This window comes from Streptomyces sp. NPDC048295, assembly GCF_040652135.1.
Lineage (GTDB): Bacteria > Actinomycetota > Actinomycetes > Streptomycetales > Streptomycetaceae > Streptomyces.
Map to the genome: position 1 here is coordinate 81,759 of NZ_JBEZLL010000020.1, position 13,740 is coordinate 95,498.

Genomic DNA, 13,740 nt, shown 5'->3' on the forward strand with positions numbered 1-13,740 from the left:
CCCGTCAGGCCGCCTGGTCTCCGGGCGGGTTCGAGTCCGGCTCCGGTTTCGGTTCCGGCTTCCCGTCCAGCCCCCGGGAGAACTCCTCCAGGGCTTCGAGGAGGAGGTGGGCCCCTTCCCGTACGAAGGGGTCCGCCCCGTCCTCGTCGGTGCGCTGCCGCGCGTCCCACTCCGCCAGCGCCTCGCGCACCTCGGTCCAGTCCGGCACCCGCCGCTCCCGCACCGCCTTCGCCCCCTGCTCGGTGGCCCGGCGCAGCGCCTCCGCCAGGCGCGCCGCGTCCGGTACGGGGGTGGCGCCGCCGCCCGGCAGATGGGCCTCCAGCAGCATCGCGGCCCGGCCGAGCTGGGCGAGCGCGTGCTGGGTGTCGTCGGCGGCGGCGCGGGAGAGGCCGCGGTTGCGCACCGGTTCGTGCTGGGCGGTGGCCAGCGCCTCCTGCCAGGCGACCCGGGCCTCGCGGGTGTCGAGCAGCGCGGAGCGCACGTCGTCGTGGCCGCGCGCGGCCGGTTCGGCGTACTGGTCGACGACCGAGGCGGCGTACCGCCCGTCCGCCTTCAGCCAGTCGCCGAGCCTGCCGCGGAGCCTCGGCGTCTCCCAGGCCGGGTAGAGGGCGTACGAGATCATCGCCAGGAGGCCGCCCGCGAGGGTGAGGACGACCCGTTCGAGCACGGTCTGCGACCAGCTGTCGCCCGCCATGCCGAGCAGGAAGACGACATACGCCGAGACGCAGGCCTGGCCGACCACGTACCCGGTGCGCATCAGCAGATACATCAGCAGGGCGCAGAGCACGGAGAGCATCGCGGCCAGGGTCACACCGGGGTGGGTGGTCTGGACGATCGCGGTGGCGAGCGAGACACCGACGATCGTGCCGCCGAACCGGGCCACGGACCGCGCGTACGTCTGGGAGAACTCCGGCCGCATCACCATGACGGCGGCCATCGGCGCCCAGTAGCCGTGCCCGAACGGCAGCGCGGTGCCGATGAGGTAGCCGCCGGCCGCGACGACGGAGACCCGGACGGCGTGCCGCAGGATCGGTGACCCCGGGCGCAGTTCGGCGCGCATCGCCTTCAGGACGACGGGGACCAGCCGCAGCAGGGTGGGGCGGGGGCGGTGCGGGGCGGCCGGGGTACCGTCCGCGGGCGCCTTGATGGCCTCGGCGGCCTCCTCGGCCCTGGCGTCCTGCTCCTTCGTGCCTTCGCCCTCGGCCGTCTCGATGACGTCGGAGAGCAGTGCGCCGAGCCGGTCGGCGGCGCGCAGCGGCGGGCCGGTGAGGAGCGTGCCGGTGTCCGGGGTCTTCAGCACGGCCACCGCGGACGGGGCGAGTTCGACCGGGTCGCCGTGCCGGATCGCGCGGGCGGCCGAGTCGAGCACCGATCCGGCGGCGGCGAGCAGTTCGCGGACCCGTTCCCGCTCCGGCCCTTCGGACGGCACGCCCAGCGAGGGGTCGGCGAGCGAGGCGAGCACCGGTCTGATCCGTTCGGCGACCCCGCGCGGGCCCTGCAGCTCGGGCGGCCGGCGGCGGGCCTGGCGCGGGGTGAGCGCCGCCGCGCTGCGGGCCGTCATCAGAGGCACCGGGTCGAAGGGGGCGAGCGGGTCGTGGCGCAGCCGGCGGGCGTAGTCGGCCTCGGCGGCCAGCGCGTCGGCCAGCGCGTCGCGCTGGGCGCCCCATCTGCGTACCGGGAACAGGACGATCAGCGCCGCCTGCACGATTCCGCCGAACAGGATCATCGCGGCGTGCACGGCCGAGTTGGCGACGGAGGTGGGCAGGGTGACCGTGACCAGCATGATCGCCACGTTCGACGCCGCGATGATGCCGGCTGTCGGCCCGGCCGCCCAGGCCAGGCCCGCGACGAAGGTCCAGAGCACCAGCAGGGCGAGGAAGAGCGGCAGCCGGGCGCCGGTGAGATAGCCGAGGAACGTCGACACGGCGAGGCTCGCCCCGGAGACCAGGGCGAGCACGGGCCGGGGCCGCCAGCTGCGCTGGAAGGTGGCGATGGCGGCCTGGAACGCGCCGAACGCGGAGCTCGCGGCGACCACGGGCCCGAAGAACGCGAGGCTGATCCCGATGACGAGGGCGAGACCGGCCGCGCCCCGGATCGCGATGAGCGGTTCGAGGCGGCGCCGCTCGATCGACAGCCCCGAGCGCGCGGTCCCCTTCAGCGCCCGGAGCCAGCTCATGCCCAGAGCCTAACCGGAATTACCGTTTGGCCCGAGTTGTCGGAAATCGGCTCGCAGAGGCGGCACCCACCGCTTCCCGCGTCCGCGAGGGCGGCGCCTACCGCTTCCCGCGTCCGCCGCGCAGCTCCGGACCGCTCCCGCCCATCCGCGCCCGGTCCGCCGCGTCCGTGCCATGGGTCCAGCCGTCCAGGTCGGTGGCGCCCCGGACCCGGGTGGTCGTGGTCTCGGGGAACATCCGCTCGGCGGTGTCCGTGACGGCCATGTCGCGGGCGGCGAGCACCGGGAGCAGCCCAGGACTGCCGGATCCGGCCGGTCCGGCACCGCTCCCACCCTCGGTCCCGGCCCCGGCCTCGGCGGTGACACGGGCGGTGTCGGCGGCGAGCCGGCTGCCCAGCCGCTGGGCGTACGCCATCAGGAACGACTGCCGGAACGTCTTGGTCCGCTTGCGGCCGCCGGCCCGCTGGCCCGCCTCCGCCCTCGTCATCGCCGCCGTGCCCTGCACCAGCAGGGAGGTGTAGAGCAGTTCCACGGCGTCCAGGTCCGGCTCGAAACCGACCACCGTGGAGAAGCCGAGGTCGCTGTTCCACACCGCACGGCAGCGGTTCGCGGCGGCGACCGCGTCGAGCAGGATCGCCTTCGCCGTCTCGCACGGCGCGTCGACCCCGATCCGGCACGCCCCCGGCGCCTCCTTGCTGTGGGTACGGGCGGCGAGCAGGGCCTCGTCGATGGAGTGCCGGGCCATCAGCTCCTGCGCCTTGGTGGTGAGGGCCTCGGCCTCCTCGGGGAAGCCGGTCGCCTCCGCCTTGGCGAGCAGGGCGCGGATCCGGGTCAGCATCCGGGGCTCGTCGTGCGCGGGCGGCAGCCGGAGTCCGTGCGGGGCGGCGCCGGGCGGGGGCCCGACCGGTTCGACGGCGGGGAGCCGGAGCAGCAGCCGGTACAGGCCGAGGACGGCACCGGCGTAGGAGAAGCGGTCCGGGCGGTTGCGGGGCGGGGCGTCCGGGAGCGCGTCGAGCTGGGACCGCCAGCGCGGCGGGAGCCGCTCGTACCGTGCGGTCTCCGAGCCGATCAGCCCGGCGGCGAGGCCGGCCGCGTGCTCGTCGAGCTCGCGGCGGACGAGGCGTATGACATCGGCGGGCTGCCAGCCGCGCTCCCAGGCCCGGCGGACGAACTCCTCGCCGCGCCGGAACAGTTCCGCGTCGGCCGTCGGGTCGGCGGCGAGAAGGGAGGCCCCGGTGTCGAGACCGGCGTCGCCGTCCGAGTAGAGCGCTGCCGCGAATGCCTGGTCGGTCACCGGTTCCATGAGGTCAGGGTAGGCAGGGCGGTGCGGCGGGGTAGGGCTGGCCCCACCCCGTGGACGGGCTCTGGTGGTCGTGATCGCGGGGCGCGGAGACGCTTCGATCGAGGGCATGACCTCCTCCCGCGCTTCCGTCACGTTCCCGGGTGCCGCCGACGCCGTACGGCTTCGCTCCGTGCGCCGCTCCTACGGCGGTGTAGACGCCCTCGACGGCATCGACCTCACCGTCCGGGCCGGTACCTTCACCGCCGTCATGGGCCCGTCCGGGTCCGGCAAGTCCACGCTGCTGCACTGCGCGGCCGGGCTCGACCGGCCGACGTCCGGCACCGTCGAGGTGGGCGGGGTGGGGCTGACCGGGCTGAGCGAGCGCCGGCTGACGCTGCTGCGCCGGGACCGGATCGGCTTCGTCTTCCAGGCGTTCAACCTGCTTCCCTCGCTGACCGCCGCCCAGAACGTCGCGCTGCCGCTGCGGCTCGCGGGGCGCCGCCCGTCCCGTAACGAGGTGCGGGACGCCCTGGCCCGGGTCGGTCTCGCGGACCGGGCGCGGCACCGGCCCGGCGAACTGTCCGGGGGCCAGCAGCAGCGGGTGGCCCTGGCGCGGGCGCTGATCACCCGTCCCGCGGTGCTCTTCGGGGACGAGCCGACCGGTGCGCTGGACACCGCGACGGGCCGGGGGGTGATGGAGATGCTGCGGGAACTGGTGGACGTGGAGGGGCAGACGGTCGTGATGGTCACTCACGACCCGGTGGCCGCGGCGTACGCGGACCGGGTGGTCTTCCTGGTCGACGGACGGGTGGCGGACGACCTGACCGGCCCCGGCGCCGAGCGGATCGCGGCCCGGATGGCGGAGGGGCGCGGTGCCGCCGGGCAGCGGGCCGCCGCCGGGTCCGTCGCGGACCGTGCGCGGGAGGCGTCGTGCTGACCGTCGCCCTGGCCTCCCTGCGCACCCGCTGGACCGTGCTCGTCGGCACCTTCGTCGCGCTCGCGCTGGGCGTGGGGCTGATCGCGACCATGGGCCTCGGCCTCGCCTCGACCCTCGACGCCCCGGACCGGGCGCCCCGGCGCTTCGCCGCGTCGCCGGTGGTGGTGATGGGCGACGACACCCTGACCGTGCGGGTGCGGCGCGGGCCGTCCACAGCGGAGGTCAGCCGCAGGCTCGCTCATCCACACCCTGTGGATATCGAACTCCTGCACGAGCTCCGGCGGCTCGGCCCGGTGACGCGGGACGACGGCGGGGACGCCGTACGCGCCCGGCACGCGCCCGACGCCGTGGGTGTGGACGCGCCCGCCGCCGAGGTGCGCCGGGTGGTCGGCGACCGCGCCCTGGTCCTCACCGGGGACGACCGCCGCCGGGCCGACCCGGCCACCGAACGGGACGCCGAGGCGCTGCTGAGCGCGAACGTCCTGCTCGGCACCGCGGGCGGGCTCACCGCCTTCGTCTCGGTCTTCGTCGTCGCGTCGACGTTCGCCTTCGCGGTGGCGCTGCGGCGGCGCGAGTTCGGGCTGCTGCGCACGGCGGGCGCCACCCCGGGCCAGCTGCGGCGGCTGCTGCTGACGGAGGCCGCCGTGGTCGGCGTCCTGGCCTCCGCCGCCGGGTGCGTCCTGGGCCGGCTGGGCGCGCCGCTGCTCGCCGGAGTGCTCGTCGACGAGGGGATGGCGCCGTCCTGGTTCACCGTCCGGCCGGCCGCCTGGCCGCTCCACGCCGCCTTCTGGGCCGGACTGGCCGTGGCCTTCGCGGGGGTCTGGGCGGCCTCGCGGCGGGCGGGCAGGACCGGCCCCGCCGAGGCGCTGCGCGAGGCCGATGCCGATACGGGGGTGCTCCCGCCGGTCCGCCGGCTGCTGGGTCTCGTCCTGCTCGCGGCGGCCGCGTTCCTGATGGCGAAGTCCCTCGTCGGCGACCCGTCCGCGCTGCTGAAGCGGAAGACGTACATCACCCGGCCGATGGTCCTGATCACCGCCGTCGCCCTGCTCGCGCCGCTGCTCGTGCGCCCGCTCGCCCGGCTGGTCCGGCTGCCGGGCGCGACCGGGATGCTGGTGACCGCGAATGTCTCGGCGGCGCTGCGGCGTACGGCCGCGGTGGCCGCTCCGGTGCTGATCACCGTGGCGCTGGCGGGTTCGGTGGCCGGCTCCGCGATGACGGTCCCGGCCGCGAAGGCGGCGGAGGCGCGCGAGCGCACCGGGGCCGATCTGGTGGTGACGGGTGAGGAACTGAGGGTCCGTCCGGTGCCCGGCGCCACGCTGTCCGCCTCCGCCCCGACCGCCGTCCATGTGCGCGAGGAGGGCTCCGCGCTGATCACCTCCGAGGCCCGCGCGGTGGACGACGCGAAGGCCCTGGCGCGGGTCGCGCGGCTGCCGGTGGTGGCGGGCGACCCCGGGGATCTGGACGACGGCTCGATCGTGGTGAACGAGGAGTGGGAGCAGCACACGGTCGGCTCGGTGGTACGGGTGTGGCTCGGCGACGGGCGGCCGGCCTCCTTGCGGATCGTGGCGGTGCTGACGCTCGGCACGGGGAACAACGGGGCCTATGTGACCCGGGCCAACGCCCCGGCGGCAGCCGTGGACCGGATCGACGTACGCCTCGCGCCGGGCGCCGACCGCGACCGGGTCGCCGAGCGGCTGCGGGCGACCGGCGGCACGGTGCGCACGACGGAGCAGTGGCTGGCCGCGACGTACCCCCGCACGAGTCCGCAGACCCGGACCGGCCTGGCCGTGATCCTGGGCATCGCGCTGGTCTACACCCTGATCGCGCTGGCCAACACGATGGTGATGGCGGGGTCCGTACGGTCCTCGGAGCTGACCGCGCTCCGGCTGGCCGGCGCCACCCGGCCGCGGGTCCTCGCGGTGGTGGCCGGGGAGACCCTGTTCGCGGTCGGGCTCGGGGCGCTGCTCGGCCTGGCGGTGACCGCGGTGCACCTGGCGGGCCTGGCCGCCGCGCTGGCCTCGGTGTCGGCGCCGGTCGTGGTGTCGGTGCCGTGGGCGCTGATGGGCGGTGCGGCGGGGGTGTGCGCGCTGGTCGCGGTGGGGGCGGCGGTGCTGCCGCGCGCGGTGCGGCGCCGCTCGCGGCGGACGGGCTGAGGAACCGGGTCCGGGACCCGGCCGGACAACGCGTTTAGTCCATCCAGAGGCACCCGCTGACGATGTATCCGCTTTCATCCTTTCATCACGATTTCGCATGCTTTCATCTCGCCATGAAGGCGAGCAGGCGACCCATGGAGGCGATCAGAGGATGACCGGAGACCGACAGCGGGACGGCGGCGCACGGGCGATCACGTCACGACGGCGGCTCCTTGCCGCCGCCGCCCTCGCGCCCGTACTGGCGGCGGCGAACCCCGTCCCCGCCCATGCGCTGCGCACCGGGGCGACCGGGGCGGGGCATGGGAAGGACGGGCACGGAGAGGACGGGCACGGAAAGCGGGTCAGGCCGGTGCCGACCGGCCTCGACGACTGGGCGGACGTAGCGAAAGCGCTGGGCCGCCCCGGCAACATGCTGCGCGACACGATCTACCACACGGGCTTCCCCAGGCGGGATCTCCACGTGGTCTCCGACGGCGTCGTCGTCACCCCGGGGCTCGCGCTGGGTACGCATGTGGCCTTCGTCCGCTACGCCGACGGCACCTCGATGCTCATGGGCGACGTGGTGGTCACCGAACAGGAGCTCCAGCGGGTGACCGACGCCTGGCAGGCGCACGGGATCGAGCAGGCCGCGCTCCACAAGCACCTGCTCGCCCAGACCCCCGACCTCTGGTGGACCCACGTCCACGGACACGGACACGACGCGGTGGCCCTGGCCCGTGGGCTGCGTGCGGGCCTCGACCGCACCGGCACCCCGCCGCCCGCGCCGCCGCTGCCCCCGGCCCCGGTCGACCTGGACATGGCAGGCATGGAGGCGGCGCTCGGCACCAAGGGCACCATCGAGGACGGGCTCTACAAGATCCTCTTCGTCCGCCGCGAGACCATCGCGGACGGCCATCTGATCCTGCCTCCCGGCCTGGGGTCGACCAGCGCGTTCAACTTCCAGCCGGTGGGCGGCGGCCGGGCCGCGCTCAGCGGCGACTGCGCCATGCGCGCCGACGAGGTCCCGCACGTGCTGCGGGCCCTGCGACGCGGTGGGATCAAGCTCGTCGAACTGCACAACCACCATCTCTCGGAGGACCCCCGCCTGTTCTTCACCCACTTCTGGGCGGTGGGCGACGGCGTCGAGCTCGCCCGCGCCCTGCGCCCCGCGGTGGACGCCACCGACGTCGTACCGAACACCTGAGACCCCGGCCGCACCGGCCGTACGCCATCGGGCCCGTGCGGATTCACCGGCCCCGTGCCGGTCGCCGGACCGCATTGCGCCGGTCCAGCGACCGGCACCGTCGAATCCGTTCTGCATATGGACCAATCGGCCCGGACCGGCGCGTGGCCCCGCGGGCGACCGGGCACCCATGTCCCGTCCAGCCCGCACCTGCCATGAACCACCCGTCAGATCCCCCTCTGGAGCTCCGCATGGAACCAGTCGCCGGCGCCCGGCACTGCCCGTTCGACTACGCCGAGGCCCTCGAATTCGACCCGGTGCTCAGGCACTTGATGACCGAAGAACCCGTCTCCCGCATCCGCCTCCCGCACGGCGACGGCGAGGCGTGGCTCGTCACCGGCTACGACGACGTGCGTACGGTGACCACCGACCGGCGCTTCAGCCGCCGCGCCATCATCGGCCGGAACTTCCCGCGCATGACCCCTGAGCCGATCGTCCAGGACGAAGCGATCAACGTCATGGACCCGCCGGGCAGCAGCCGGCTGCGCAGCCTGATCTCCAAGGGCTTCGCCCCCCGCCACATGGAGCGCATGCGGGTGCGTACGCAGCACGTGGTCGACGAGCTGCTGGACCGCATGGAGGAGCACGGCGCCCCGGCCGACCTGTTCGAGCACCTGGCCGCCCCGCTGCCGCTGACCACCATCTGCGAGGTCCTCGACATCCCGGAGGCCGACCGCGCACAACTGCGCGGTCACGCCCGGACCATGATGGACACCACGGTCGAGAACAAGGACGCGGCGATCCGGTCCAAGGCCGAACTCCGCGCATACTTCGACGAGTTGACCGCCGAACGGCGCGCCAACCCGGGCGACGACCTGATCAGCGCACTGGCCACCGCGCGCGACGGGGACGAGATCCTCAACGACCAGGAACTGACCGTCATGGCCATGGTCCTGCTCATCACCGGCCAGGACACCACCACGTACGAGATCGGGAACATCGCCTACACACTGCTCACCAGGCCCGACGAGCTCGCCATGGTGCGCGAGCGCCCCGAGATGCTCCCGCAGGCCATCGAGGAGCTGCTGCGCTTCATCCCCTTCCGCAAGGGCGTCGGCATCCCCCGCGTCGCCCTTGAGGACGTGGAGCTGAGCGGGGTGCGGATCCGGGAGGGGGACATCGTGCACGTCTCCTATCTGACGGCCAACCGCGACGCCCGGAAGTTCGACCGCCCCGACGAGCTGGACCTGGAGCGTCAGGGCACGTCCCACATGACCTTCGGATGGGGCGGGCACCACTGCCTCGGCGCCCCGCTCGCCGCCACGGAGCTGGAGGTCGCCATCGGAACGCTGCTGAGGCGCTTCCCGGCCCTGAAGCTGGCGACACCGGCCGAGGAAGTGCGCTGGAACAAGACGTCGATCTGGCGCTATCCCCTGGAACTGCCCGTCACCTGGTGACCGGGGAGCGCGGGTGATCCGCCCGTCCTGGACGGCTCACCCGTCGTGGCCGCGGCCGACGCCGGGCCGCCCTCGATGATGCGCCGGCCCCTGGCCGGCGGCAACCCGGGGGTCCGCGGGGCGCCGGACGCCCCGCAGACCCCCGGCACGAAAACCGCCGCGCGCCGGGCCCCGCACCCTCCGCGTACGGCCCCGAAGCGCGCCTCCCTGCGCTCGACGTGCGGCCCCGGTCCGCCTGCCGTAGCGTGAATCCGACGGCCACCCAGCCGTGGCGGAACCTGGTTCCGCCCATGAGACGGCTGGAACTCAGTCTTCGAGGTCGGCCCGTCCGCGCCCGTTCCAGGGGTACCTGACCCGGCGCCGGAATCCACCAGCGCTCCACCGTCCGCGCAACGCCGCGCGCGACGGAGCCGCAGTGGCCGTCTCCGGCAGGCGAACGCCCCGGAACCCCTCGGGCCGGCCGTGTGGACCAAGTCCGCTAGGAGGAGTTCCATGGCGGTTCTCTGCAAGCCGGCCATCGCGGTTCCCGAGTACGTCATCACCAACGAGGAAACCCTTGAGCTGGCCGAACGGCTGCACGGCGACCATCCGCAGATCGACCTGGTCCTTCGTCTGATCGAACACACCGGGGTGCAGAAGCGGCATCTGATCCAGCCGATCGACAAGGTGCTGCAGCACCCGGGGTTCGACGCCCGCAGTGTGACGTACGAGGAGCACACCAAGGCCCGGGTTCCGGAGGTCGTCCGCCGGGCGCTCGACCAGGCCGAACTGGAGCCGCGGCAGATCGACTTGATCGTCTATGTCTCCTGCACCGGCTTCATGATGCCGCCGGCGACCGCGTGGCTCATCGGCGAGATGGGCTTCCGGCCGGAGACCCGGCAGCTGCCGATCGCCCAGCTCGGCTGCGCGGCGGGCGGCGCGGCCGTCAACCGGGCACACGACTTCTGCACGGCCTACCCCGATGCCAATGTGCTGATCGTGGCCTGCGAGTTCTGCTCGCTCTGCTACCAGCCCACCGACCTCGGCGTGGGATCGCTGCTGTCCAACGGGCTGTTCGGCGACGGCATAGCCGCCGTCGTGCTCCGCGGCAGCGGCGGCACGGGGGTACGCCTGGAACGCAACGGCTCGTTCGTCATTCCGGACACCGAGGACTGGATCTCCTACGCGGTCCGGTCCACCGGGTTCCACTTCCAGCTCGACAAGCGGGTGCCCGGCACGATGGAACCCCTCGCCCCGGCCCTGGAGGCGGTCGCCGAGGAGCACCAGTGGAACGCCGGCAAGATGGACTTCTACATCATCCACGCGGGCGGCCCGCGCATCCTGGACGACCTGAGCCGCTTCCTGGACGTGCCGCCCGAGGCGTTCCGCTTCAGCCGGGCCACGCTCACCGAGTACGGCAACATAGCCAGCGCCGTGGTGCTCGACGCCCTCGGCCGGATGTTCGACGAGGCCTCGGCCCTGGAGGGGCACCGCGGCCTGATGGCCGGCTTCGGCCCCGGCATCACCGCCGAGATCTCCCTGGGCACCTGGACCTCCGAATCCGATTCCTGACGCTCTTCGCTCCCCCGGTCCCGGTGCCGTCCCCGGCACCCGCGGACCGGGGGACACGCACCGCCCGCCCGCCGTGCGTTGTCAGTACCGGGTGCCAGACTCGAAGGCATGACCGAACGTTGGGCTCTGGCCATGACGGAGACCGGCGGCGCCCTCCTGGCCCCGCTGACTCCCTCCGGCCTGCCCGCCGCCCCAGTCGTCACCGAGCCCGACCTCGTGGCGGCGGTCCGCGCCCGCCCGGACGTCACCCGCTGGGTGTGGCGCTCCACCGCCGAGATCTACCCGCGGCTGCTCGCGGCCGGCGTCCCCCTGAGCCGCTGCTACGACATCGAGGTCGCCGAATCCCTCCTGCTCGCCCACGAGGGCCGCCTCGGCGAGCCCCGGTCGGCGGCCGCCGCCCACGCCCGCCTGCACAACGCCCCCGTGCCGCCCGATCCCCCGCCCCGCTCCGCGGAGCCCGGCTCGCAGTCCTCGCTCTTCGAACCCCGGTCCGGCACCCGGCTGCCCTTCGACGGCCTCCTCCAGGTCTACGCCGACCAGCTCCGCCGTCACGACGCCGCCGAGCACCCCGGCAGAATGCGCCTGCTCACGGCCGCCGAGTCGGCCGGAATGCTGGTCGCCGCCGAGATGAACCGGTCCGGTCTGCCCTGGCGCGCCGACGTCCACCGGGACGTCCTCCACGATCTGCTCGGCGAGCGCTACGCGGGCGGCGGCGAGCCCCGCAGACTGGCCGAGCTGGCCGACGAGGTGTCGGCCGCCTTCGGCAGACGGGTCCGCCCCGACCTCCCCGCCGACGTGGTGAAGGCCTTCGCGCAGGCCGGCATCAAGGTGAAGTCCACCCGCCGCTGGGAGCTGGAGGAGCTGGACCACCCGGCGGTGGAGCCCCTCGTCCAGTACAAGAAGCTGTACCGGATCTGGACGGCGCACGGCTGGAGCTGGCTCCAGGACTGGGTGCGCGACGGCCGCTTCCGCCCCGAGTACCTGCCGGGCGGCACGGTCAGCGGCCGCTGGACGACCAACGGCGGTGGGGCGCTGCAGATCCCCAAGGTGATACGGCAGGCGGTCGTCGCCGACGAGGGCTGGCGCCTGGTCGTCGCGGACGCCGACCAGATGGAGCCCCGGGTGCTCGCCGCGATCTCCCGCGACCCCGGCCTGATGGAGGTGGCGGGCCATGACGGCGATCTGTACACGGCCCTGTCGGACCGGGCGTTCCACGGCGACCGGGACCACGCCAAGCTCGCGCTCCTCGGCGCGGTCTACGGCCAGACCTCGGGCGACGGCCTGAAGAACCTGGCCGCCCTGCGCCGGAGATTCCCGCAGGCCGTGGCCTATGTCGACGATGCCGCGAAGGCGGGCGAGGAGGGACGTCTCGTACGGACGTGGCTGGGCCGGACCAGTCCCCCGGCGGCCGGGAGCGGGGCGTACGAGGAGGCCGGCATCCCGCAGGAGAGCGCCGACCCGCCCTCCGCAGACGGCGGGTTCACTCCTGGGTACGCATCGACGAACGCCCGCGCGCGCGGCCGCTTCACCCGCAATTTCGTGGTGCAGGGCAGCGCGGCCGACTGGGCACTGCTGCTCCTGGCCGCGCTGCGCGGCTCGCTCCGCTCCGCGGGCCTCCGCGCCGAGCTGGTCTTCTTCCAGCACGACGAGGTGATCGTGCACTGTCCCCGCGAGGAGGCGGAGGCGGTGGTGGCGGCGATCCGGGCGGCCGGTGAGCTGGCCGGGCGGACCGCCTTCGGCGGGACCCCGGTGCGTTTTCCGTTCACTACGGCGGTGGTGGAGCGCTATTCGGACGCGAAGTAGGACCCTTGTCCGGCCCGCTGCCCGGCTCCTCGTCGAACCCGGCGAGACCGTGGTCGTAGTGCGCCGGACGCAGATGCTGATGCCGGTGCCGTGCGTTGAGCAGATGGATGACGAACGCCGCGATCGCGATCATCGCGAGGACGACCACGATCATGACCAAGGTGTCCATGCGATACCGGCCCCCTTCGATGCGCAGGCCGACCCGAGCGGCTCACCGGGAGCCGTACGCATCCAGGCTACTCCGCCGCCCGGTCCCCCGCCCCGACAGGAACCGGGGGCGAGGGACCGGGAAAGAGTGACGGAGAGGGGGACGGGAAGGGGTCCGGGCCGAATGGTGCGTCCGGCCCGGACCCGGCGCGGCGTGCGCCCCGCCGGTCCGCGTGTCTACCCGCGTTCCCACAACGCGGGGACGTTCGGCGGTTCCCAGCCGGTCATGGCCGAGTGCGCCTGCAGACAGCGGTAGGCGACGCCGCCGTAGGTGACGCGGTCTCCCGCGCTGTAGAGCGTCCCGGCCGCCCAGGTGGAGCCGGGCGGGTCGGTCGGCGGATCGGTGGGCGGATCGGTCGGGGTCTGGGCGACGTCGAGGACGAAGTCGAACGTTCCCTGCTTCGCCGATCCGGCGTCCCGGACGTTCATCAGGAGCGCCGGGTCGAAGAGGGAGTCGGTGTTGTTGCGCGGCTCGTCGGGGAAGTACAGCTGGGTGGTGAGGATGCCCGAGCCGGGCGCCTGGACCTTGACGTGGATGTGGCGCGTGCGCCCCGGGTACAGCCCCGGCACGATCGTGGTCAGGCTGAAGGCCCCCGACTGGTCGGTGAACTGGTGGCCGCGGAAGGCGAATCCGCTCATGTCGTACGCGCCGTTGGTGTCGGCCTGCCAGAAGTCCAGGAGCACTCCGGGGATGGCCTGGCAGGCCCGCCCGAAGACATAGCCGCTCACGGTCAGCCGGACACCGGGCGTGCTGCCGGTCACCAGGCTCGTGCGGAGCGGGGAGTTGGGCTTGAAGTAGGGGCCCTCGATCTGGTCGTGGGTCGGGCCGTCACCGTCGTCGCAGTTCGGCGTGGGGGCCAGCGGCCGGCCGCCGGTCCCGGCATCGCGGGCCAGCGCGACGCCTCCGCCCGCCAGCAGCGGGACGGTGCCGGCCACGAGAGCGGCCTTGAGCAGGGTCTTCCGGCTGATCCGGCGGACTTCGCCGTCGGTGCCTTCGGGCGTTTCTGGGGTCATG

General features: G+C 74.0%; 10 protein-coding genes. 6 read left to right on the top strand and 4 right to left on the bottom strand.

The genetic code is table 11. The features are described from left to right. Positions 1 to 4: 4 nt before the first annotated feature. Both AB0D53_RS27120 and AB0D53_RS27125 read right to left on the bottom strand, forming a co-directional pair. Positions 5 to 2,176, bottom strand: coding sequence for an FUSC family protein (locus AB0D53_RS27120; RefSeq protein WP_362451124.1), 2,172 nt, complete (start codon positions 2,174 to 2,176; stop codon positions 5 to 7). 97 nt (positions 2,177 to 2,273) lie between these two features. Next, the gene (locus AB0D53_RS27125) at positions 2,274 to 3,476 is read right to left on the bottom strand and encodes a DUF2786 domain-containing protein (RefSeq protein WP_362451127.1); all 1,203 of its coding nucleotides are present in this window, start codon (positions 3,474 to 3,476) and stop codon (positions 2,274 to 2,276) included. 106 nt (positions 3,477 to 3,582) lie between these two features. On the opposite strand from AB0D53_RS27125, the gene AB0D53_RS27130 reads away from it, so the two are divergent. The 6 genes from AB0D53_RS27130 (at position 3,583) to AB0D53_RS27155 (ending at position 12,518) form a co-directional block, all read left to right on the top strand. Further along, positions 3,583 to 4,392 carry an ABC transporter ATP-binding protein gene (locus AB0D53_RS27130; RefSeq protein WP_362451129.1) on the top strand — a complete coding sequence of 270 codons (810 nt, stop codon included), beginning with the start codon at positions 3,583 to 3,585 and terminating at the stop codon, positions 4,390 to 4,392. Beyond that, the gene (locus AB0D53_RS27135; RefSeq protein ID WP_362451132.1) at positions 4,386 to 6,545 is read left to right on the top strand and encodes an ABC transporter permease; all 2,160 of its coding nucleotides are present in this window, start codon (positions 4,386 to 4,388) and stop codon (positions 6,543 to 6,545) included. Before AB0D53_RS27130 ends, AB0D53_RS27135 begins: the two co-directional genes overlap by 7 nt. Before the next feature lie 151 nt (positions 6,546 to 6,696). After that, a complete protein-coding gene (locus AB0D53_RS27140) occupies positions 6,697 to 7,728 on the top strand; it encodes a DUF1259 domain-containing protein (RefSeq protein WP_362451134.1) in 1,032 nt (343 codons plus the stop codon). A gap of 230 nt (positions 7,729 to 7,958) precedes the next feature. Then, positions 7,959 to 9,164, top strand: coding sequence for a cytochrome P450 (locus AB0D53_RS27145; protein WP_362451137.1), 1,206 nt, complete (start codon positions 7,959 to 7,961; stop codon positions 9,162 to 9,164). A 492-nt stretch (positions 9,165 to 9,656) separates the two neighbouring features. Further along, a complete protein-coding gene (locus tag AB0D53_RS27150) occupies positions 9,657 to 10,715 on the top strand; it encodes a type III polyketide synthase (RefSeq protein WP_362451139.1) in 1,059 nt (352 codons plus the stop codon). 108 nt (positions 10,716 to 10,823) lie between these two features. Continuing rightward, positions 10,824 to 12,518, top strand: a complete 1,695-nt coding sequence (locus AB0D53_RS27155; protein WP_362451141.1) for a bifunctional 3'-5' exonuclease/DNA polymerase — start codon at positions 10,824 to 10,826, stop codon at positions 12,516 to 12,518. Here AB0D53_RS27155 and AB0D53_RS27160 read toward each other — a convergent pair. Next, a complete protein-coding gene (locus AB0D53_RS27160; protein ID WP_362451143.1) occupies positions 12,481 to 12,687 on the bottom strand; it encodes a hypothetical protein in 207 nt (68 codons plus the stop codon). The genes AB0D53_RS27155 and AB0D53_RS27160 overlap by 38 nt on opposite strands. Positions 12,688 to 12,902: 215 nt before the next feature. Further along, entirely contained in the window at positions 12,903 to 13,739 is an 837-nt protein-coding gene (locus tag AB0D53_RS27165) for a carbohydrate-binding protein (protein WP_362451145.1), read from the bottom strand. Position 13,740 lies beyond the last annotated feature (1 nt).